Below are 21,029 nucleotides of genomic sequence, written 5' to 3' on the forward strand. Positions count from 1 at the left end.
TTCCGTCTTCATCGCTATCCTAAACTCTAAATCCTAAACCCTGAATCTTGTATCCTGACAAAGAGGTTCAGAACAAAGTGGAAACGCAAGTATCAATACAAAGAGAGCAGGTCGAGGCAGAGGTTGCGCCCGCCATTATCACGCTCGACCATGTTCATAAAATTTATAAAATGGGCGATGTTGAAATTCATGCCTTGCGCGGCATTTCGCTGAGAATCAAAGCCGGTGAATTCATCGCCATTATGGGCACCAGCGGTTCCGGGAAATCAACAACCATGAATATCATCGGTTGCCTCGATAAACCGACGCGCGGTCATTATTACCTGGATGGCGAAGATGTCTCGAAACTCTCGCGCGATGAACTGGCAGACATTCGCAATCGCAAAATCGGTTTCGTTTTTCAAGGCTTTAATCTTTTGTCGAGAACCTCGGCGCTTGAAAATGTCGAATTGCCGATGTTGTATCTGGGCATTAAACCCAAAGAGCGCATCGAACGCGCCAAAGAAGCTTTGGAAATCGTCGGACTCAGTGAGCGCATGCACAATATGCCGAATCAATTGTCAGGCGGGCAGCAACAGCGCGTTGCCATCGCGCGCGCCCTGGTCAACCGTCCATCCATCATTCTAGCTGACGAACCGACCGGAAATTTGGATAGCCGCACGTCGATTGAAGTGATGGATATTTTTCAACGGCTCAATGAAGAACATGGGATTACCATCGCCCTGGTTACTCACGAACATGACATTGCCGAATACACTCGCCGTGCGGTGATTTTCAAAGATGGTCGGATTAGAAGGGATGAGTATTTGATGGCGCGACGCGCGGCGCGTGAAGAGTTGGAAAATTTACCGCCTCTCGAAGCGGACGATGAGGAGGATGAAGAAGAATGAATCTTTGGGCTACATTTAAAATCGCGCTTCGCGCTCTGTCGCGAAATAAATTGCGTTCGTCGCTGACTATGCTTGGCATTATTATCGGTGTCGGCGCAGTCATTGCGATGGTCGGCATCGGGCAGGGGGCTTCGGCTTCGATTCAAGCGCAAATCGCCAACCTCGGCAATAATATGCTCAACATCTTTTCGGGTTCGGCAAATACCGGCGGAATGCGCGGCGGCTTCGGTTCATCAAACACCTTGACCCCCGAAGACATCATTGCCGTCGAACAGGAATGTCCAGCCGTTAAAGCCGCTTCGCCCACTGTGAGAGCCAATGGGCAACTGGTATTCGGCAATCAGAACTGGGCAGCCTCAAGCGGCATTCAAGGGACGAATGAAAAATTTCCGGAAATCCGCGCCTGGCCCGTGGCATCCGGCGAATTTTTTACCGAAGGTGATGTGCGTAATGCGGCGCGGGTCTGTGTAATCGGCAAAACCGTCGCCGATAACCTGTTTGCCGGAAACGACCCGGTCGGACAAACCTTGCGGGTTCGCAATCTGCCGTTTCGCGTGGTCGGGGTACTGTCTTCTAAAGGACCCAATCAATTCGGACAAGACCAGGACGACACGGTCATCGTTCCCTACACCACGGCACAGAAAAAGATGTTGACCATCACTCACGTTCATGGGGCGATTATATCGGCTATCAGCGCTTCGGCAACCTTTACTGCGGAAAAACAGATTACCGATTTATTGCGTCAGCGTCATAAGCTCACGGCAAATCAGGAGAATGATTTCACGGTTCGCAACCTCACAGATGTTGCCGAAGCTGCAAACCAAACCTCAAGCATTATGACCAACCTGCTGGCGTCAATTGCCGGAGTATCGCTCCTGGTTGGCGGCATCGGCATTATGAACATCATGCTGGTTTCAGTAACCGAACGCACACGCGAAATCGGCATCCGCATGGCGATTGGCGCGCGTAGCGGCGCGATTCGCCGTCAATTTTTAATCGAATCGATTACTTTATCGGTGGTCGGCGGTGTGCTTGGTATCCTCTTCGGAGTGGGCGCGTCGATAATCATCTCTAAGACCTTGAACTGGCCCACACTCATTGAACCGATTTCCATTTTTGCTTCGGTGATTTTCTCTGTGCTGGTCGGCGTGGGTTTCGGTTATTACCCGGCGCGCAAAGCCGCATCCTTAGACCCGATAGATGCGCTGAGATACGAATAAATTTCAAATAACCTTCCGATAATAAAGCGGCGCTGTTGAAGTGCCGCTCTTATTTTTTTGAGGAAGCAATCATCCGGTTTAAAACCCGTTCATTGGTCACTATCGCTTTCACTCGATTTTCTTCAAATATTTTTTCAAACAAAATTAAAACTTTTTTAAACCACCTTCTGTCTTATGCCCTGTTAAGGTTAGCGGGCAACGTCAGCAAGCGTGACCCGCGATGATTGAATTGAAGATTGAATATAAAAATGTCTATTAGAAGCGAGGTATAACATGAACGTATTGAAACAACATTCAACAATAACCCTTCAGGCGGTTTTCATTGCACTGGCGCTAGTGATGATAAGCGCAATGGAAGTGAAGGCTCACAAATTTGACCGGGGATTTTTGCCGCCGTCTGCCAAAGCGCGACGCGCTGCTCCCTTGCATGTCGGAACTCAGAGCGGCGTTTATCGAACCGGTGCAGTCAGGGTCGCAACCGGAGATGTAAATGGCGATGGCAGAGCAGACATACAGGGCAGACGAAACCGAATGCGCGGCGTCAGTCAAAACCAATCTGCCAGCAGCGAAGTGTGGAATCAACCCGTTGTTGGTTACAGACAAAACCGACGCGGTGGAACTCAACAAACCAACCTCTTACCCTACATCGAACAAGACAACCTCTACTACCGCAGAAGGTAACTCGACAATTGCGGAAACGATTTCCGCTTCCCTTAACCATTGACAGGCGCTGTACACAGTCCGTTGCAGTCAAGGTGTATTTAAAATCGGTTGCTCTTGACCCGGTGGCGCACACCTTTGCGACTACCTGCTATGCAACACCGAACCGGTATGACCCTATGCCGCAACCGGTTTGCAGCGTCGCTTAACAGAACCGGATTGACTCAAAAAAGCTGGGAAAGCGATAACCGCTTTCTTACAGGAGAACTATATTCAAAATGCCGCACAGACGGCGCATAAACGAAGGAGAGATAAAAATGAAACGCTTGAAAAACTCAACATCAAATCATTTCACATTAACAACAACCGCGAACGATAAAACGCGAGGTTTTACCTTGATTGAATTGCTCTTCGTTTTGGGAATTATTGCCATTCTCATCGGCCTGTTGCTCCCGGCAATTCAGGAGCGGCGCGAAGCCTTTGCTCATAACGAAGCGAATGCCACAGTCAATCAATTACTCATCGCGTCGAATGAATACCGGCGTCAGGTTGGCACTTACCCGGATTCGCTTGATGATTTAATCGGATGGAACGCCACGAATCCGGGCAGCGCTTCACTTGACTCGCAACTGGCAACCGGCAGAAAAAACGGCTATCTCTACGCTATAGTTGAAAACGACGCAAACCATGTGGTCATCGAAGCCGAGCCGGAATTTCCCGGCATTACGGGATCAAATACTTATACGGGAACTGTCCAATTTCTGTTAGGCGATGGCAGTGTCAGATTCAGCGAGACGCCGGGCGCAGACCAGGCGCGTGAACGCATGTTCAATAACCTTCGCGCCAAAGCTGCCGAAACCGTCGTCAATTTGCTCAATCTCGATAGCTCTGCCATCACACAAGTACGGGACTATACGGAATCGCCTGCCAATGTTGCCGCTATCGTGGATTATATTGATAGCGATGATGACGGCAGGGTGAGCCTTGCTGAAATTCAATCGATGAATACCAATTTTGGCAATCCTTCAGTGACCGACCTGGTGATGGATTTTCTGACTTATGTCGCTCAGGAGATGAAATGGAATAGTTTGAGCGATGAAGCGAGGATGCTTATCAGAGTGGACACATCGAATCCAAGTGATTCTTTGACGAGCGACCAACCGCCGCTCTTTTCTTACGACGGGCTTTCTGTCCTGACCGAAACAATGATTTCCGATGGCACCAGCAATACCATTCTTGTCGCTCTGCTGGAAAAGTTGGAAGAAGCCGAAACTGCCGAAGCGAACGGCAATGAGCAGGGCAAAATGAAAGCGATTAAAAATTATCAAAAGCAGGTCAAGGCGCTGATTGGACAGAACATCACCCGCAACTCTTCCAAAATCCTGATTACCCTCTCTAAAACTTTGTGAAGCGGACATTGCCCAAAGCAGGTTCTTAAAAACAAGCGCGATTGGCAAATCTCCAGGCGCTTTGGGACAGCCATACTGCTTTTTGGAGATTGCCAGATCGAAAGCGCGCAAATTGAAGTGGCGGATACGCCTGTCGAAGCGGAAAGATTGCGTCCGCTTCGACAGGCGTATCCGCCAGCTTCAGATTCACGGTTGGTAACGATTAGCGATTGTTAAATTCATCTGAAGGGTTTTTCGCTGACCCGTCGTTTTCAGGAGGCTTTTCGGCTTTCGGTTTTTGCAATTCGTATTGGTTATCAATCGAATATTTTTTGTAGTCGCTATATCTGGTCACGACGTTCTTTTTAAATTTCGCGAGCAGAAAAACCCGCGCCGAGATATTGACTTCGGCAAGCGAAGGCAACCAGACTTCATCGCCGACCTTTTGTTGTTCCATTACAACTGCGGTCGAAGGCGAAACTGATGCCAGCAAGCCACCGGCGAATTTGAACCCCTCAACGAATCGCGCTTCCAGACGAACAATCTGTTTTGCCTCTTCATCAATCCACATCGTACCCGCGAGTTTGTTGACGACGGATTCAATGCGATTTTTCGGTTTGATGCCTTTTTTCGGCTCGAAATCAAACGCTATCACTTCATGCCCGCGAAACTGTTCGCGCCGCACCGAAGTTACTTCGCTCAGTCGCAGAATGCCGAGGATGGTAAAGTTGCTGCGCTCTTCATAGGTATCTTCGGCTTTGACGCGGTCGCGACCTTCGCCGAGTCGTTTGCGTTCACGTTTCTCTTTTTCTTCAAGAATCTCCTGAATCTCTTTTTGCACGCGCCGGTCTTCATCAGCCTGCTCTTTTTCGGAAAGCGGTTTGCCGTTTTTACTCACCAATCGTTCAACAAATCGCCCGGCAACCGGGGTGATTTCCGAAACCCGTTCTTCGCTTTTTTTGACCTGCCCTTTGTCGTTGTATTCGTACTCGGTTTCAATCTGTTTGAAGGTATATTTTTCGCGCAGTTCTTCAATCTTTTCCTGATTCGCCACCACCGCTTTCATCACCGCTTCAACGTCGGGCAGCGGTCTTTCACTATCAAGTTTCGGGTAGAGGAAAGCCGATTCGTCAGTTAAGCGGTTGTGTTCGACTTTATCAATGGTGATCGTGAGTTCATTTGCGGCGGTTTTAATTTTGATGGCAAATGGTTCCATCACTCTATCGACAGCGCGATAATCGCTAAAGAAAGTCTCTTCAATTCCAGCTAAGGTTTCGCGCTCCCGTTTAATGACGAGATAGGTTTTGGCGTCGAAATAGAGTTTGATTTTTGCATTTTCTCTGAGAAATTCGATAGCCAAGGCTTCCCGATTATCAACAGAAGTTTTTACCGGCGTTTGTGGATAGATGCGGCTTTTCGATAAGTCGCGAAATCTGCCTGTGGTCAGCAATGCATTCAAGCGCACCTGTTTGGCTTCGTTGCCCAAGAGGGTTCTTAGTCCCGCCGCATCCAATCGCCAGGCAGACTTGCCGTTGTAACATTCGCTGGCTTTCAACTGTCCGATTTCGATATCTGTGCGTAAGCGGTCGGGCGCAGATGCTTGTTGCGTGAACCGACCGGTTTGGTCGTCTGTGGTCTTGATTATTCCGGTGATGGTTGTGCTTTTGATTTTTTTTACGACATCGCCGCCTACCGCTTTTTTGTAACGGTCAATGATTTTATCAGCCGATTGTGCAGATGCCGTTAGCGCAAAAATAATTAATAAGCTGAGCGCAAAAATGATTTTCTTCATTACCTCTCCAGGTGTTCTGATTGATGGGCACGGATTGCTGGTAAAAAATAAGCTAACTTTGTAACATCGCTTCGGTAAATTTAAAGCAGCGCGACGATGTTTGATTGTACGTCAATTATTTCGAGATGGTTCAGATGAATATGAATGGTAAAGAGATAGAAGTAACGCGAACTTATTTGCAGATTAACGACCCCGGTGAATTCACGCCGACGTATGTTGAAGATGCTCGCCTTCGCATCGAAGAAGTGAAAAATTGCCCTGCGTCGTTTCATCGTTTCCTGTATCGCGAAGTCGGCAGGTTTTATCACTGGACGGACAGGCTGGCGTGGACGGATGAAGAGACTCGCGCTTATCTTGCGCAAGCGAGTTTGAGTTTATATGTGATGTATTACGCAGGCGCGCCCGCCGGTTATTTTGAATTGAATAAAGAAACGGATGGCGCAACTGAAATTGCTTATTTCGGATTGTTGCCCGAATTCATCGGGAAAGGGTTGGGCAAACATCTATTGAGTGTAGCGATTCAAAAGGCGTGGATGCAGGGAGCCTCGCGCGTGTGGTTGCACACCTGCACATTGGATGATGCAGCGGCGTTACCGAATTATTTGAAACGCGGTTTTAAAGCGTTCAAAGAAGAGAAATATTGCACTACCATCGCGCCTGATGAAGAGTTACGCGCGAAGATTACCGGCAGTTGATTGCAAGATTAAAATCAGTTGTTGGCTGGAAGTCCCCGACAGGTTTGATGTCAATTTGAATTCCCAACGGATGCGGCGGATGTTGCGGATAAAGACGGAAAATCCGCCGCATCCTCTGGGAATGAACCTTGCGGATGAGTTCAAGCAATTTTGTAAGCCCTGCGATACGCTGATGGAAATGATTGAACGTTGCCGCCAATATCAAGCACTTCCTACTCATCTTCGAGAAATTTAAATTTACAATCGCTGAATCTTTCTTTCACCTTGACGATGAAATTTTTAATCGCGAATTGTTTGAGTGCCTGATATGCCTCAACTTTGTTGGGCTGCTCGGTTGATTCACTGTTGTAGCCGGTGATTTTCAATCGCTTGTTTTTCAAAAAGCCATTGGCTTCGACATAACCAGTTGCCTTCCAGTTGCCTTCCGCCGTTGGATGTTCCCAGATGCGAAAATGCAGCCGCAAATTAATCTGCGAACTTTGCGGCACGAGGACACCTTCGGCAAGTAACGTTTCAAATTCTTCCTGCGATAATAAAACGTCTTCTTTGAAACCGAACTTAGGCAGTTCATCAATGCCGAAAATCGCCGCGTTGGCTTGCGACAAAACGGGCTTCATCATCGGGAAAAAGATGATGTTGTAAATGTCATCTTCGCCCGTGAAAATCATCGCCATGCGTTCAATGCCGGGACCGATACCCGTGGTTGGCGGCATGCCGTGTTCGAGCATTTCAATGAAATCGTAATCCAGCGGATGAAATTTCTCTTCATCCAAATCTTCAACCGTGATTGCCGTTTGCCAGCGGTCAAGCAGTGCTACGGGGTCGTTTTGTTCAGACCAGTTGTCGCCGCATTCCATCCCGGCAATGAAAATTTCAAAACGCTCGACGAAATTGGGGTTTTCATCCATCGGTTTGGCGAGCGGCGAAATATCAATCGGATGCCCGTAAATAAACGTCGGATGAATGAGCGTCTCTTCGACCTTCATCTCAAAGGCTTTGGCGATGACCAGACCTATCGTCGGTTGCGGTTCATTGATGCCTAAGCCGACAAGCTTTTCATTGGCTTCTTCAACCGATGCGCACTCGCGAAAATCAACGCCGGTGATTTCTTTTACGGCATCCGCCATTGAAATGCGTTTCCACTTTTTGCCGAAATCGATTTTATGACCGCGCACCTCGAATTCGGTTTTGTTGAACACGGTTTCGGCAATATGGCGAAACATATCTTCGATTAAATCCATGTTGTATTCGTAATTTTCATAAGCGGTCATGGTTTCAATCATCGAAAATTCGGGATGATGCGAGCGGTCAATGCCTTCGTTACGAAAATACCTGCCGATGGTGAATACCTTGTCATAACCTGCGGCAATCAAACGCTTCAAATACAACTCGTGCGAAATCGCCAGAAACATATCGGTATCGAGCGCGTTGACGTGCGTCAAAAAAGGTTTAGCGGTGCCGCCGCCGTATTGCGGTTGAATGATCGGCGTTTGAAATTCGATGAAGCCGCGCCCATATAAAAACTGGCGAACGGCAAACAGCATCTGCCCGACTTTTTCAAATACCGCTTTGTGTTCAGGCGACATGGTGGTGTCGAGATAACGGCGGCGCAAAATGGCTTCACGGTCTTTGAGTCCAGCCCATTTGTCAGGCAGCGGACGCAAGGATTTTGTGAGAATGCGCAAAGTAGTCGGTGAAACGGAAATCTCGCCGCGTTTGGTTTTGGTTACGGTGCCGGTCGCTTCAACGAAATCGCCGAGGTCGAGCAGGTGCAAATCTTCAAATGCGAGTGTGCCTGTCGATTCGGTGAGGGTGTCCTGGCGAATGTAGAGTTGAATGCGTCCGGTCTGGTCTTGAATATGACCGAAACTGAGTGCGCCTTGCGGACGAAAAGACATCAACCGCCCGGCAACCGTCACGGTTTGCCCCTCGCGCGCTTCATAATTGTCGAGAATGTCTTTGGCGAAGTGAGTGCGGTGTGAACGCGAAGGATACGGGTTGATGCCTTTGGCGCGAAGCTGTGCTACTTTGCTCAACCGGGCATTGCGAAGTTCGATGATAGGTGGAACGCTGGACAATTTCTTTTCTCCATCTAGTGTAATGAATTTTATTGATTGTGTAAGTTTTTGAGTTTCGCATTAAACCGCGATGAGTGACAAGTGCGAGACGATTGGTATTTGAATGGTTTTACTAAGCAAGACTGCTGATTCGATGAAAGTAGAAATTTATCTTCGGCGGATGAAACAGGTTGCGCGGATAGGTTGTGGGATTTATCCGCCCTCATCCGCGCGATCCGCCGCATCCGCTGGGAAATCCAACTTGTGAATCAAGCGCGGTGGTTTTCCGTAAGAATATTAAATTCAAAAAATAAGGACGAATCTAATCCAAATCCTAAATCTATTGCTGCAACCAGAAAGTAAGCAGAATACAGACTCTCATTTGTTGACAAAGTTTCTCTTAAATCAACTTTCTCAAGTCTTCCGAATCCAATCATAGATTTTTTTAATCAATTAAAATGCGGGACGATTTCTTTGGCATAAATATCAAGCTGTTCTTCTTCGTCGCCGCTCATCAGGTAAATGTTAAATTGCGTGACGCCAATCTCTTTTAACTCCTGCAAGCGGCGTTTATGTTCTTCAACGGTTCCGACGATGGCAAAGCGGTCAACGATTTCATCGGTCACAAATTCGGCATTGGAACTGCCGACCTCCGCGTGATGCAGATAGTTATACCCTTGACGATTTTGCACATATGAAGTCAAAGCTTCGGGCAACGCATCCATGCCGTATTTCGCAATCAAATCGACGACGTGATTGGAAACGAGCGCCGGAAACCAACGCACCTGTTCGCGGGCTTTGGCTAAATCATCTGACACCCAGGCGGGCGCGGCGCTCATCACGCGATATTTGGAAAAATCCTTGCCCGCTTCTTCGCAACCTTCTTTGACATACCCCAGACACCAGCGAATCAAATCCGGGTCGGCGAATTGCAAAATTACACCATCGCCCGCGCGACCCGCGCAACGCAAAGCTTTCGGCCCGTAGCCGGCAACCCAGACCGGCGGCACATCTCCGGTCGTCCAGTTGAATTGCAAATCGCGCCCTTCGTAATTGACGGTATCGCCCGCGCATAAATGTCTAACGACATTCACGGTTTCTTCCAAACGCTCAAGCGTCAAAGGTTTTTTGCCCATCACGCGGCGCGAACTGTCGCCACGCCCTATCCCCAAATCCATGCGCCCGCCAGTGATGCGATTTATAGTCGCAAGCAAACTCGCGGTCACCGTCGCATCGCGCACGCCGGGATTGGTTACACAAGTGCCAAAACGCATTCGCTCGGTATTTGCGCCCATCAAAGTGAGCAACGGATAAGGCTCTTGCCAGAGGACGTGCGAATCGAACATCCAGCCGTAAGCGAACCCTCCGGCTTCGGCTTGTTTGGTGAGCGCAATGATTCTTTCAACAGGCATATCGGGTTTGAAGGTGATTGCGAATTCCATAAGCTCCTTTTAGTGCTGAGGACTGAGGACTGAGGACTGAGTTCAAGCAGTTCTTTGCTCATTTCGCTGTTTTTCAACGGATGAACGCAATCCACCGATTATTCGTCCAACTTCTTCAGCTTGTACTAATAATTGGTTAAATTCATCTTGATTAAGGTAGCCGACATCAAAGGCTATATAAAGTTGAGAGCGAACTTCAGCGCAAGAGGCTTTTGCTGTTGATAGAAATTGATGAAATTCCGTTCTACGCCCTCTTTTAAACCCTTCAGCGATGTTCGACATTATTGAAACTGAAGCGCGTTGAATCTGAGACGAGAGTCCAAAGTCTTTAGCCCAACTCCCACGTCGTGTGGATTTATAAATTCGACAAGTCAATAAGCGAGCTTTCTGCCAAGCTATCAAATCTTCAAAACGTTCTACTCTACCCATTGCTTGCCTCCTTGTTTGACAACTCAGTCCTCAGTCCTCAGCACTCAGTCCTTATTCTTCAACTAACTCAAGGTAGGTTTCCGGTCTTCTATCGCGGAAAAATTGCCAGGTATTGCGCACTTCGCGAATTTCATCCAGATTCAAATCGGCGACCACGAGTTCATCTTTATCGCGTGAAGCCTGGGCGATGATTTTGCCGCGCGGGTTGCAGAAATAGCTCTTGCCGTAAAATTCGCCGATGTCCCAGGGCTGTTCGTGCCCGACGCGATTGATAGCGCCGATGAAATAACCGTTGGCAACCGCGTGCGCCGGTTGTTCGAGTTCCCATAAATATTCCGAAAGTCCCGCAACCGTTGCCGAAGGATTGAAGACAATCTCTGCGCCGTTCAAACCTAAAGCGCGCGCGCCTTCGGGAAAGTGCCGGTCATAGCAAATGTAGACGCCAACCTGCGCAAAGGCTGTGCGAAACGTCGGGTAGCCGAGATTGCCCGGTTTGAAGTAGAACTTTTCCCAAAAACCCGGCGCAACGTGCGGAATATGATTTTTGCGATATTTGCCGAGATAAGTGCCGTCTGCATCAATTACCGCGGCGGTGTTGTAATAAACGCCGGTAATCTCTTCTTCGTAAATCGGCACGATGATGACCATGCCATGTTTTTTGGCGACCTCCTGCATGAGCTTAACCGTAGGTCCATCGGGAATGCGTTCAACCGCGTCATACCAGCGCGTGGTTTGCTCGGCGCAAAAATACGGGGTGGTGAACACTTCCTGCATACAGATTATCTGCACGCCCTGACGGGCAGCCGCTTCAATGAAGCCCAAATTCTTTTCGATATTTGCCTGTTTGATTTTTTCAAGCGGCTCCTCAGTCGAACAAGCGTTGGTCGCTTGAATGAGTCCGCACTTAACAATCTTTGCCATGACAATTGCTCCTCTCAATGGTTTGAAGAAATCTCAAGACCGGTTATTCATACCCAATCAGATTCATTTTTTCACTTTGAAAACCAACGCCTGCAATTTAGTTTTCAAAGGCTTATCGCCTAATTGTTTTGCAAGCTTTTCGGCGACTGCTTCGATAACTTTTTCTTTATCTACACCGCGCTCATTGATGGCATTGATGATCGGATTTCCTTCAACCGTCCCACGCGCGGCGTCCTGCGCTGTTGGACTTTCGCCGGTCATCGTGACGATGTCCATTTGTATATCAATGAAACCGGCCTCTTTTAAAAACGCTTGAACCCCTTCGGGATTGTCGAGACTAAAAGGAATTTCATAAAAAGCGGGTGGGTCATTATCAAAAAAACTTTGAATCGTTTCATGGGCAATCTGTGCCATTTCATTTTTTTCAATCGCATCCCAGACGCTGAATAAAAAAATACCTCCGGGTTTCAACACGCGCTTCACTTCACATAAAGCGGTAACTTTATCGGGAACAAACATCAAGCCGAATTGACAGATGGCGGCGTCAAACGTTTCATCCGCAAAAGGCAGGTTCATCGCATCGGCTTGTTGCCATTCAATAATTTCATCAGCAGTGAATTTGCGTTTTGCGACCTCCATCATCTCCGGGTTGAGGTCGGTCGCCACCAGTCGCGCGGTTGCAGGCAGCGTGTCTTTCAGTTTGCGCGTCACCATTCCCGTCCCGCAGGCGATTTCAAGGACGGCAGCATTTTCTTGAACGGTTATGCGCCGAACCAGGTCTCGCGCATAAGGCGCGAAGAAAACCGGGACAAGAAAACGGTCGTAGTTTTCAGGAATCGAACCGGCGAATGCCACGTTTGCGTCAGCCATAAAAACCTCTCAAAATTTTATATCGATGAAAATCCAGCCGGTTTGCGGCATTCCTGAAATCAACGAAGGTTCAAATTTGTATTGCATCACGGATTGCAAAGCCCGTTGGTCTAAGCCATTGCCGGCGCGTTTCAATACATAAGCGCGGGCGGCACGACCATCGGCGGCAACCAAAATCTTCAACTTTACGGTGCCGCTCAATTTGCCTGTGCGGGCGCGTTCCGATGGCAATAATTTAACCGATTGACGAATGCCTATGGGATTCGATTCGTTACCATAACGGTTCGGATAGATTGCGCCTTCGGTGGTTTTACGCGGGCGGGTCGCCACGCCGGTTTCCTGGGCGCGAATGCGTTCGATGGCGTTTTGTACGGCAAGACGAAACTCTTCGCGCAAGGTATTGTCCGGCGTCACCGCATCGATGCCGACCATTGCGACCTGTAATTGGTCAATGGCATCTTCCGCGCCGATTTGCCCCAAAGCCCACACCGCATCATAACGCACATCGAATGACACATCGTTTAGCGCATCGAGCAATTCATCAACTGCGGCGTCATCCTGCATCAAGCCAAGCGCCGTGACGGCTGCCGACCGCACGATTGCCGAACCATCATCAAGCATATTGGAAATGGCGACGGCGCTTTTGCGTTCGCCAATCATGCCAAGCGCAAAGACGGCGGCGGCGCGCACTTCGGAATCTTTATCGGCAAGAGCTTTGGTGAGCGCCGGAACCGCGCGCGGGTCGGTGATTTGCCCAAGCGCAAAAGCCACGGCTTCACGCACGGTTTCGTCTTTATCAAACAAAGCGGCATTGAGTTGAGGCACTGCTTCTCTGGCACGCAACGCGCCCAGGTCGTTGGCAGCTTCGCGACGTTTAAACGGGTCAGAGCTTTTTAAATCGGCAAGCAATCGCGAAGGCGCGGGGGATGCAGAAACAGATTTTTGCGCCAGGGTTTGAGTTGAAAAATTGATCAGGCAAAGCGCAAGCGCGATGATGACGGTGATTGATTTGCTCATCACAGATATTTTATTTGTTGCATTGAGAATCATAAATTTTATTCGCTGGTTTGAGTTTTGATTTCACTTTGCATCAAGGCAAAGTAGACCACGAAGCTGATAGCAAAGGTTACAAACCAGGCATAAGTATAGATGCTATCAAAAAAAATCGGATTCGCCACCAGACCGTTCGGCGTTGTCGCGGCTCGGATGAAGCCCGGAAAGACCGGGATAATCGCGACACCCATAGCAATCACGGCTCGCCAGTTGATGCCATTCGCGTAACTGTAAATGCCGTTTTCCAAAAATAAATCCGGTAGCGAAAGTTTCTGTTTGCGCAGAATCCAGTAATCGCAAATCATCACTCCACCGATTGCCCCCATCAGCCCCGAATAACCAATCAGCCAGGTGAAAATATATGCCGCCGCATCTCTGTATAATTTCCACGGCATCATCAACACGCCGATGATTGCCGTAATTAACCCGCCCGTCACATAAGAGATTTTTTGCGGATTGAGATTGGAAAAATCATTTGAAGGCGACACTACATTGGCTGCCATATTGGTCGTCAGTTGCGCAGCAAAAATTACGATGGTGGCAAACAGCACAATCACCACACTATTAAACTGCCCGACAAGTTCAACCGGATTGGCAATCGGGCGACCGAAAATCAACACGGTTGCCGAGGTGGTCGCAACCCCGATAAAGGCGAATGCCGTCATCGTCGTCGGCAGCCCCAAGGCCTGTCCGAGCATTTGTGAACGCTGGCTTCTGGCATAGCGCGTAAAATCGGGAATGTTCAAACTGAGCGTCGCCCAGTAACCGACGCTTGCGGTAAGCGCAGGTGGAAACATTTGCCAGAATGACGGGCGCGGGTTGGTCGGGTCTGTGTGTTGTAAAAGCGAAACGGAATCGAGCACGCGACCCATGCCACCGGCTTCATTCGTCGCCCAAAAAAGTAAAATCGCGCCGCCCGCAAGCAGCAAGGGCGCTGACCAGCTTTCGAGATATTTGATGCCTTCGATGCCGCGCACAATGATAAAGACCTGAATCAACCAGAAAACGAAAAACATAATAAAGGTGTGACCGGGCACTGATGCCCAACCGCTCCACATGACCCGCATGAGTCCATCGAAAGCTTCGCCGCCAATCCAGGTTTGAATGCCGAACCATCCGCAAGCAACCAACGCCCGCGCCATCGCCGCGAGGTTTGCTCCTTTCGTGCCAAACGAGGCGCGACACAAAACCGGAAACGACACGCCGTATTTGGTTCCGGCATGGGCGTTCAAAATCATGGGGATTAACACAATGGTATTGCCAAGCAAAATCGTAATCATCGCTTGCCACCAGTTCATCCCCTGTTCGATGAAACCTCCGGCAAGCGTATAGGTAGTAATCACCACGCTCATGCCGATCCACAAGGCGGCGATGTTATACGTTGACCAGGTGCGTTCTTTGATGGTCGTTGGTGCAAGGTCAGGGTTCCAGAGCGACGAATGCGAAACCTCCTGGGTGAGTTCAACGAAATCATGCTCACCTTCTGTTTGAACAGCCATGTCTTACCTCAAATGGGGTTGGGATATGGGGCGTTGTTTCGCTGCCTAGGCATCATACTTGAATTAACGCGAATATAAAACCTCGGAGGCTTACAAAAACTCTTCGCAATCTCAACGGCAATGCTACAATGTCGAACTGAAAATCCGGCTTTGCAGTTAATTTTTAAAGGAATAATTTTTCAACTTAGATGAGCACACTCACGCTGATAAGACATGGGCAGGCAACCCCGTTTGAAAAAATTACCGACCGGCTTTCCGAAATTGGCGAAGCGCAATCCCGCAAACTCGCCGATTACTGGCTGCGTTACGGTGTGCAATTTGACGAAGTGTATGTGGGTACGCTCACCCGCCATCACCGCACGGCGGAAATCGTTTATGAGGGCTACAGTCAAGCGGGACTTCCGCTGCCTGAGCCGGTGGTGATGAGTGAGTTCAATGAATATGATGCCGATGGCATTTTGCATCGCCTGCGTCCCGCGCTCGCCGAAAAAAATCCCGAATTTCGCAGGCTTTGTGTAGAGTTTGACGCCAACAAAGACACCCCCAACCGCAATCGCTATTTCCAAAAAATGTTTGAAGCATTGATGACCATCTGGCTTGAAGGTCACATTCATCTGTCGGATGTCGAATCGTGGCTGTCGTTCAGCGCGCGGGTTGAACGGGGGTTGAAAAAAATCATTCAAGGCGGCAGCCGTCGTCGCATCGCGGTGTTTACTTCGGGCGGACCCATCGGCGTGATGGTGCAAATCGCCGTTAATGCGACGGAACAAAGCGCCCTTGACCTCAACTGGCGCATCCGCAATTGTTCAATCACCGAACTGCTTTTCAATCGCAATAAATTATCGCTTGATTGGTTCAACGCGACTCCGCATCTTGACGAACCGCATTTGCGCACCTATCGATGACGTAAGCGAGTAGCGACAATAATTATTCGCTGGCGTCGCTTTCGCTTTCTTCCGTGACAACTGTGTAGCCGGTTACAATATGCCAGAAGGTGTCGCCGTCGTTTAAAAACCTATCGCCAATATTGATGGCAAGCAACAGGCAACAGATGAATACCGCTTCGCTCAAAGAAGGCGCAAAGCTGCGCTTCGTTTTAGCGGCGCTCTGAGGCAGGGCGTCGGCAGTCACCGACTGAGCAAATGATAAAGGCGAATCGAAAGCGGATTTGAGGTTTTTCAGGTTATTGGAAATCGACGGATAAGGCTGATGGCAAATGTCAGGAGGGCTGTTGATGCAATTCTAAAGCGACCGCGAGTTTGAACACGGTCGCTTTAGAATTAGCTTTTTTCGGCGATGAACACAAGACTTTAATTCTGCACGAGGGTTAATCGGCAGCGGTTTTAACCAGTTGTTTGCCGGTGTTTTTACCCTGTAGCATTGAGAGAAAGGCTTTCGGCATGTTTTCAAAGCCAGGTTCGATGGTCTCTTCGTATTTCAACTTGCCTTGGTTGAGCCACGTCGCCATTTGCGCGATGCCTTCCGGGAAGCGGTCAGCGAAACGCGAAACGATGAAGCCTTCGGCGCGCGCCTGTTTGACAAGCAGGGTTCCCAAAATCAATCGCGGACCCATTTCAGGTTTTTCAAGATTGTATTGCGAAATCTGCCCGCAGATTGAAACCCGCGCAAACGGATTGAGATTGATGAAGACCGCGTCACTAATTGCCCCGCCGACATTATCGAAATAACCATCAATGCCATTCGGGCAAAGTTCCCTGAGTTTGGCGACGTAGTTTTCTGTGGTTTTATAATTGAACGCCGCGTCGAATCCGAGTTGGTTGGTAAGCCACGCGACTTTATCATCGGTTCCGGCAATGCCGACCGCGCGACAGCCTTTAATTTTGGCGATTTGTCCGACGAATGAACCGACGGCTCCGGCTGCGCCTGAAACGACGACGGTGTCGCCCGCCTTCGGTTGGCAAAGTTCCAGAAAGCCGAAATAGGCAGTCATTCCCGGCATGCCTAAAATGCCAAGCGCAGTTGAGATGGGCGCTAGATTGGGGTCAAGTTTTCTCACGCCTTCGCCACTGGTGACGGCATATTCCTGCCAGCCGAAATAGCCTTCGACATAATCGCCGGAGTGGTACTGCGCATTTTTCGATTCGATGACTTTGCCGACCACGCCGCCGACCATCACGCCGCCGATTTTTACGGGTTCGGCGTAAGATTTGGCATCGTTCATACGCCCGCGCATATACGGGTCAACCGAAAGGTAAATGGACTGAACCAAAAACTCGCCGTCTTTAAGTTCAGGAATCGGCGTCTCAACTAAATTAAAATCGGATTCTTTGGGAAACCCGACCGGACGCGCCGCAAGCGTAAATTGTCTATTAATTTGTGGCATAGATTTCTCCCTTAAATAGTTTTGACGGCATTATAGCGTAAACAAAATTATTGGCTCAGGCTGTATTTGATTTTCAGATACAGCGTGCATTGCACAATCGGTTCGATGCCGATGGGGTTCATCACCGCGTCGAAATTACTGATGTCGAGCGCATTGTAAAAAAAGGTTTTGGTCTTGCGTTGTTCAAGGATGCGCATATCGTAGCGATTACCCACATTGCCGGTTTCATAAGCGGTATAGACGTTATACAAATCCGACGGGTAAAAGGTGTTGTATTTTTCCTGAAAGACGAGGCTGGGGCGCAACTTGATATTCAACAACCGCGCATAATTTTCCTCTTTTTTCTTAATGATTTTCGCGGCTTCTTCCAGCAATTGCTGACGCGCGGCGGTCATATCGCTGATGACATACTCGACTTTGATTAAATCGAAAATCGCGGCTTTGGCGGCGGCGGTCAATAGCTTATCCAACACCGCGCGGTCTTTATAACGAACGGCAATATTTTTTTTGGTTTCAAACCCGGATAATTCTTCTTTCGCCAGAGTTCCGGCAACCGTGTAATCATAGACGCGATTCTGAGTGATGAAATCAACGAAGACATCGCTCGGTTTTATGCCGAGAGCTTCTATTGCCGTTTGAAAGGTTTTAATCTGGGCGTTGATTTTTGTCGCGCTGTCGGCAAGCGTGGTGCCCTCCTGGGCGATGCCGAACACCGCGATAAATTCATCGGGTTTGAGATTGAGCAACACATAAGCCTCGATGAAGGGCGAACCGGCAGCATCTTTGGCTTCGGTGCTGTAAAGATTTCCGAGTTGCGGCACGGTTTCACGTTGCCTTTGATTGTTGCCATAAACCCGATTGCCGCTTTCTTGCGCGAGGCTTGCGAAGTTGAAAACCAAAAGCATTGAAAAAGCCAAGAGGAATTTTTTCATAACAAGCACCTTCGATTCAAAATGGTTTGAAAAATAAAAAGGCGGATGAGGCAAGCGAAAGATTAACATGAACCACAGGGTTCGTGTACTCTCTCGCGCTTGCTTCATCCGTTGACAGAGATTGGCGTTTAACCAACTCTAAGGAAGAGATGTTCGCTAATTGCTGTTTAACGGCGCGATGTAAATCACCGTGTTGAGTTTCGCCAAAGCATCAAGTTTTTCAATGCTGAGGCGACCGGTGATGACATTCGAGCCATTTACCTGGGTAAGCATTTCAAATCCGAGTTGCCTGAGTTGCGCAAGCGTTCCCTTGGAAAGGTTCGCGAGGTGAACGCGCAACTCGGCTTTACCGGCTTTGACGAATTTCGTTTCCTCGGCTGATGCCGGTAAACGCTTCTTCAAACGGTCAATGATAGCCGCAACCGATGGATGCAATTTGGAACCGGCAGGCGTTTTTATCTTCGTTGCATCATCTTTTTCTTTCGCCGGTTCGGCTGTGGGAAGAGGCGATGAGACAGTTGGCGCAGAAGCGCGGCCTACACCGCCGCCACCGCCGCCGCCAATACCATAGCTTCTCGCAGACATCTTGCCCACCGCAGCCTGTCCGTTTAGCGATGGGCTTCTTTCTTCTTTATCTTCACCAAAGATGCCTTTGTGGCTCACGCCTTCGGGCATCTCAACCGGCACTTGAACGGTACGAGGCACGCCGCCTTCGGTGATGATTTTTTCCTCAACCGCAACGAATGAAGTGAACTGCGTCATCAAGCGATACTCCAAACCCACCTGCGTGACGGTTTCGCGCAACTCGGCATTCATTGAACCGTTTTGTGCACCGGCATAATCCTGCGACATTAAATCTTCGATGCGGGTTCGCGCCCATAACTTCGCTAAAACATCGCGACTCGGTTCCTCGCCGGGCAACTCAACGGCTATCTCTTTGACCACATCGCGCCCAGCCATTTTGCCTTTGAGATAAATCACCCCTTTGCCGCTTGTCGTATAACGACCGGTGACGACCACAGGTTTGGCGCTGAACAAATCGGGAATGCGTTTTGGATAAACGTCTGCGACTGCCAATCCATTCCAATCGATTGAAATGTCTGTGAGCAGAGGACTGTGCATGCGTTCGTGCAGACGTTTTGCGGCAGCCGAACCCTCATCCTGCAACGTGACATATTCGACTTCGCCGCGTCCGTGTTCCGCCATTTTGTCAAGCAGGAAACGGTTTACCGATGAACCAATTCCGAAAGAAAAGACGCGGGCGTTCGGATGTTTCTGCACTTCGGAAATAATTTCCATATCGTTGCCGACATAACCATCGGTCATAAAACAGACGATGCGGATGTGGTCTTGTTTATCGGATGGGTCAAGCGCGGCGCGAATCGCTTTCATCATTTCAGTGCCGCCGCTGCCTGAACGCGATTGCAGGAAAGCCTGCGCGCGAGCTAAATTCTGGCGCGTTGCCGGGACGGGCGCATTAAATAAAATATGAGTATCGCCTGCGAAGGTGATGAGGTTGAAGGTGTCTTGCGGATAGAGATTATCGAGCGCGAGTTTCATGCACTCTTTGGCTTTTTCAATCGGATAGCCCATCATCGACCCCGAAGTGTCGAGAACGAAAACAATCTCTTTCGGAGTGACATCTTCGGCAGTGACGCGCTCCGGCGGTTGCATAATAAAAGTGAAAAAGCCGCCTTGCGCGCCGCGATGAGTCATCAACGCGTCTTCGATTTTTCGCCCTGCGACATCGTATTTCAAAATAAAATCCTTATTGGGAATTTCATTTTTGCTGCGTAGCGTAATGCTTGCCGTGTGGGCGTCACGTTTATCAATATCAACGTCGTGAAGCGTCGATTTGATATTGTCAATCGGCACCCCGGCGTCGAGTTTCACTTCGATGGAAATATCGTGACCGGCGCGTGTGTTGGGGGCAGCAACCGGCGGCGTGATGCGCGACGCATCCGGCACGCGGTCAGTATCGGGCGCGAAACCGCCACCCTGTTTTCCGGTTGGCGTGCCGGGAATGTAACGCGGGCCGACGACCATTGGGAAAACGAACTCATAAGACCCGGCTTCATATTTCAAGGTTTCAACATAGCTGATGGTGATGTTGATTTTTTCGCCCGGCATGATGTTGGCGACCGATTGGGTGAAAATATTCGGACGTTCCTGGTCTAATAAACTGGCGACCTGACCGGCGTTGCGTGCCGCTTCATAGATTTTACGGGCTTCTTCGCGGCGTTTGATTTGCCCGCGAATGATGCGTTCGCCGATGTGCATGGTCATTTCATCAATCGCGGCGTTTTGCGGAAGTGGGAAAGTGTAGATGGCTTCGATTTTATCTTTAAACGGATTTTCAAATTCCTGGGTGACAAAAACGCGCGACAGAAAGCCGTTGATTTCGGCTTTAACTTCGGTATGTTTCAGTGGACAGTCGCCAATGGTGTTGCCTTCGGCGCTGACGGCGTGAAGCGAACCCTGGGTAACTTTGGTTGAAGCTGAAGAGGTAAATCCCAATCCATTATTTTCTTCGATGTTGGCAATGCTGATGTAAGCGCCAAGGCAAGCGACTGTTAGACATATAAAAAACAGGTAAACTTTGCGGTGCATAAATCTCCTTCTTCGCCGGTTAGCGATGCAGTTTGAATTTTTAGATTGTCGTTAAATGAGATAGTTGTAATTGAAAACTAAAAACTAAAAACTGAAAACTGAAAACTAAATTGGCGAACCCATTCTGATTCTGGCAGCACGGTGCGAATTTTTTGTTGTTTGATTGACGGGCTTCTATGTTTGGGGCGCTCAAGGTTTCGGCACAGAAGCCCACGGTTTATTTGGTT

At 49.1% G+C, this 21,029-nt stretch carries 19 protein-coding genes; 6 read left to right on the forward strand and 13 right to left on the reverse strand.

The window, feature by feature from the left end; all coding sequences use genetic code 11:
- Positions 1-134 precede the first annotated feature (134 nt).
- The 4 genes from AB1757_04245 to AB1757_04260 all read left to right on the forward strand — a co-directional run bounded on the left by AB1757_04245 (position 135) and on the right by AB1757_04260 (position 4,179).
- Complete coding sequence (locus AB1757_04245) at positions 135-890, forward strand: ABC transporter ATP-binding protein (GenBank protein MEW6126252.1); 756 nt, start codon at positions 135-137, stop codon at positions 888-890.
- Entirely contained in the window at positions 887-2,110 is a 1,224-nt protein-coding gene (locus AB1757_04250; protein ID MEW6126253.1) for an ABC transporter permease, read from the forward strand. Before AB1757_04245 ends, AB1757_04250 begins: the two co-directional genes overlap by 4 nt.
- Positions 2,111-2,383: 273 nt before the next feature.
- Positions 2,384-2,791, forward strand: coding sequence for an FG-GAP repeat protein (locus tag AB1757_04255; GenBank protein ID MEW6126254.1), 408 nt, complete (start codon positions 2,384-2,386; stop codon positions 2,789-2,791).
- A 296-nt stretch (positions 2,792-3,087) separates the two neighbouring features.
- Entirely contained in the window at positions 3,088-4,179 is a 1,092-nt protein-coding gene (locus AB1757_04260; protein MEW6126255.1) for a prepilin-type N-terminal cleavage/methylation domain-containing protein, read from the forward strand.
- A gap of 202 nt (positions 4,180-4,381) precedes the next feature.
- Here AB1757_04260 and AB1757_04265 read toward each other — a convergent pair whose 3' ends face one another.
- Entirely contained in the window at positions 4,382-5,950 is a 1,569-nt protein-coding gene (locus AB1757_04265) for a hypothetical protein (GenBank protein MEW6126256.1), read from the reverse strand.
- Between the two features lie 134 nt (positions 5,951-6,084).
- Here AB1757_04265 and AB1757_04270 point away from each other — a divergent pair, with 134 nt between their 5' ends.
- On the forward strand, positions 6,085-6,645 hold the full coding sequence (locus tag AB1757_04270; GenBank protein ID MEW6126257.1) for a GNAT family N-acetyltransferase: 561 nt from the start codon (positions 6,085-6,087) through the stop codon (positions 6,643-6,645).
- Here AB1757_04270 and AB1757_04275 read toward each other — a convergent pair.
- The 8 genes from AB1757_04275 to AB1757_04310 all read right to left on the reverse strand — a co-directional run bounded on the left by AB1757_04275 (position 6,632) and on the right by AB1757_04310 (position 14,916).
- On the reverse strand, positions 6,632-6,844 hold the full coding sequence (locus AB1757_04275; GenBank protein MEW6126258.1) for a hypothetical protein: 213 nt from the start codon (positions 6,842-6,844) through the stop codon (positions 6,632-6,634). The genes AB1757_04270 and AB1757_04275 overlap by 14 nt on opposite strands.
- Positions 6,845-6,857: 13 nt before the next feature.
- Complete coding sequence (lysS, locus tag AB1757_04280; GenBank protein MEW6126259.1) at positions 6,858-8,723, reverse strand: lysine--tRNA ligase; 1,866 nt, start codon at positions 8,721-8,723, stop codon at positions 6,858-6,860.
- Between the two features lie 428 nt (positions 8,724-9,151).
- Entirely contained in the window at positions 9,152-10,144 is a 993-nt protein-coding gene (locus AB1757_04285) for a TIGR03842 family LLM class F420-dependent oxidoreductase (protein ID MEW6126260.1), read from the reverse strand.
- Positions 10,145-10,186: 42 nt separating this feature from the next.
- Positions 10,187-10,573, reverse strand: coding sequence for a four helix bundle protein (locus tag AB1757_04290; protein MEW6126261.1), 387 nt, complete (start codon positions 10,571-10,573; stop codon positions 10,187-10,189).
- Positions 10,574-10,624: 51 nt separating this feature from the next.
- Complete coding sequence (locus tag AB1757_04295) at positions 10,625-11,494, reverse strand: nitrilase-related carbon-nitrogen hydrolase (protein MEW6126262.1); 870 nt, start codon at positions 11,492-11,494, stop codon at positions 10,625-10,627.
- A 63-nt stretch (positions 11,495-11,557) separates the two neighbouring features.
- Positions 11,558-12,364: a methyltransferase domain-containing protein gene (locus AB1757_04300; GenBank protein ID MEW6126263.1), complete on the reverse strand. Its 807-nt coding sequence runs from the start codon at positions 12,362-12,364 to the stop codon at positions 11,558-11,560.
- A gap of 9 nt (positions 12,365-12,373) precedes the next feature.
- Positions 12,374-13,381 (reverse strand): TonB family protein, encoded by a 1,008-nt coding sequence (locus tag AB1757_04305; GenBank protein ID MEW6126264.1) that lies wholly within the window; start codon positions 13,379-13,381, stop codon positions 12,374-12,376.
- Positions 13,382-13,419: 38 nt separating this feature from the next.
- A complete protein-coding gene (locus AB1757_04310) occupies positions 13,420-14,916 on the reverse strand; it encodes an NCS1 family nucleobase:cation symporter-1 (GenBank protein ID MEW6126265.1) in 1,497 nt (498 codons plus the stop codon).
- 188 nt (positions 14,917-15,104) lie between these two features.
- Here AB1757_04310 and AB1757_04315 point away from each other — a divergent pair, with 188 nt between their 5' ends.
- A complete protein-coding gene (locus tag AB1757_04315; GenBank protein MEW6126266.1) occupies positions 15,105-15,821 on the forward strand; it encodes a histidine phosphatase family protein in 717 nt (238 codons plus the stop codon).
- 22 nt (positions 15,822-15,843) lie between these two features.
- On the opposite strand, the gene AB1757_04320 is transcribed toward AB1757_04315, so the two are convergent.
- From AB1757_04320 to AB1757_04335, 4 genes are all read right to left on the reverse strand, one after another.
- The gene (locus AB1757_04320; GenBank protein MEW6126267.1) at positions 15,844-15,987 is read right to left on the reverse strand and encodes a hypothetical protein; all 144 of its coding nucleotides are present in this window, start codon (positions 15,985-15,987) and stop codon (positions 15,844-15,846) included.
- Positions 15,988-16,243: 256 nt separating this feature from the next.
- Positions 16,244-17,260 (reverse strand): NADP-dependent oxidoreductase, encoded by a 1,017-nt coding sequence (locus tag AB1757_04325; GenBank protein MEW6126268.1) that lies wholly within the window; start codon positions 17,258-17,260, stop codon positions 16,244-16,246.
- A gap of 47 nt (positions 17,261-17,307) precedes the next feature.
- Positions 17,308-18,192: an SIMPL domain-containing protein gene (locus AB1757_04330; protein MEW6126269.1), complete on the reverse strand. Its 885-nt coding sequence runs from the start codon at positions 18,190-18,192 to the stop codon at positions 17,308-17,310.
- A gap of 156 nt (positions 18,193-18,348) precedes the next feature.
- Positions 18,349-20,802 (reverse strand): VIT and VWA domain-containing protein, encoded by a 2,454-nt coding sequence (locus AB1757_04335; protein MEW6126270.1) that lies wholly within the window; start codon positions 20,800-20,802, stop codon positions 18,349-18,351.
- Positions 20,803-21,029 lie beyond the last annotated feature (227 nt).

This window comes from Acidobacteriota bacterium, from assembly GCA_040754075.1.
Taxonomy (GTDB): domain Bacteria; phylum Acidobacteriota; class Blastocatellia; order UBA7656; family UBA7656; genus JBFMDH01.

Coding starts and splice junctions, on each gene's coding strand:
- AB1757_04325 (MEW6126268.1), bottom strand. CDS start 17,260: ATGCCACAAATTAATAGACAATTTACGCTTGCGGCGCGTCCGGTCGGG.
- AB1757_04260 (MEW6126255.1), top strand. CDS start 3,088: ATGAAACGCTTGAAAAACTCAACATCAAATCATTTCACATTAACAACA.
- AB1757_04330 (MEW6126269.1), bottom strand. CDS start 18,192: ATGAAAAAATTCCTCTTGGCTTTTTCAATGCTTTTGGTTTTCAACTTC.
- AB1757_04315 (MEW6126266.1), top strand. CDS start 15,105: ATGAGCACACTCACGCTGATAAGACATGGGCAGGCAACCCCGTTTGAA.
- AB1757_04310 (MEW6126265.1), bottom strand. CDS start 14,916: ATGGCTGTTCAAACAGAAGGTGAGCATGATTTCGTTGAACTCACCCAG.
- AB1757_04265 (MEW6126256.1), bottom strand. CDS start 5,950: ATGAAGAAAATCATTTTTGCGCTCAGCTTATTAATTATTTTTGCGCTA.
- AB1757_04335 (MEW6126270.1), bottom strand. CDS start 20,802: ATGCACCGCAAAGTTTACCTGTTTTTTATATGTCTAACAGTCGCTTGC.
- AB1757_04300 (MEW6126263.1), bottom strand. CDS start 12,364: ATGGCTGACGCAAACGTGGCATTCGCCGGTTCGATTCCTGAAAACTAC.
- AB1757_04250 (MEW6126253.1), top strand. CDS start 887: ATGAATCTTTGGGCTACATTTAAAATCGCGCTTCGCGCTCTGTCGCGA.
- AB1757_04305 (MEW6126264.1), bottom strand. CDS start 13,381: ATGAGCAAATCAATCACCGTCATCATCGCGCTTGCGCTTTGCCTGATC.
- AB1757_04285 (MEW6126260.1), bottom strand. CDS start 10,144: ATGGAATTCGCAATCACCTTCAAACCCGATATGCCTGTTGAAAGAATC.
- AB1757_04290 (MEW6126261.1), bottom strand. CDS start 10,573: ATGGGTAGAGTAGAACGTTTTGAAGATTTGATAGCTTGGCAGAAAGCT.
- AB1757_04295 (MEW6126262.1), bottom strand. CDS start 11,494: ATGGCAAAGATTGTTAAGTGCGGACTCATTCAAGCGACCAACGCTTGT.
- AB1757_04270 (MEW6126257.1), top strand. CDS start 6,085: ATGAATATGAATGGTAAAGAGATAGAAGTAACGCGAACTTATTTGCAG.
- AB1757_04255 (MEW6126254.1), top strand. CDS start 2,384: ATGAACGTATTGAAACAACATTCAACAATAACCCTTCAGGCGGTTTTC.